Annotated in this window: 1 protein-coding gene; it reads right to left on the reverse strand. The window is 61.3% G+C overall.

Translation table 11 applies throughout. The annotated features are described in order from the left end of the window. A partial coding sequence (locus BK660_RS32190; RefSeq protein WP_148057556.1) for an AraC family transcriptional regulator occupies window positions 1-548 on the reverse strand: 548 nt, incomplete at its 3' end. Window positions 549-628: the final 80 nt, after the last annotated feature.

Raw genomic sequence — 628 nt, forward strand, 5'->3', positions numbered from 1 at the left:
GCCACTTCAGCACCGTGATCACGCGCCAGCAGGTACAACGACAGATCGATCCCCGCCGTGACCCCGGCCGAGGTGTAGAGCGCGCCGTCCTCGACATACAAACGATCCGCGTCGACCTGCGTCGTCGGACACAACTGCGCCAACGCCTCGGCATCGTTCCAATGCGTGGTGACGGTGCGCCCTTCCAGCAATCCGGCCCGCGCAAGCATGAACGCACCATTGCAGATTGAACCGAAGCGCTGCGCCCGTGCGCAGGCCTCGCGCAGCCACTCGTTGAACGTCGCGCCAAAATCCATGAACGGCAGTTGCGGCCCACCGGCAACCAGCAGCAGGTCATAGGCGTCGAGTGCTTCGCTGAAATGCCGATGGGCATTCAGGTTCAAACCGTTGGAACAGGCCATCGGGCCGTGTTCGACGCCGATCACTTGCAGCCGATAGTGATCCTCGGGCGCCAGGAAGCGATTGGCCTCGGCGAACACATCCATGGGGCCGCTGACATCCAGTGACTGCACGCCTGCGAACACGACGATGGCGACGGTTTTGTTCATGGCTGTGGATTCCCCCTTAAAGAGCAAAAGATCGCAGCCATGGATCGATTGTCCGGTTTCTGCCTCGGGCACAGACTTTT

Origin of the sequence: Pseudomonas brassicacearum (genome assembly GCF_003732265.1) — a bacterium.
GTDB classification, from domain to species: Bacteria; Pseudomonadota; Gammaproteobacteria; order Pseudomonadales; family Pseudomonadaceae; genus Aquipseudomonas; species Aquipseudomonas brassicacearum_D.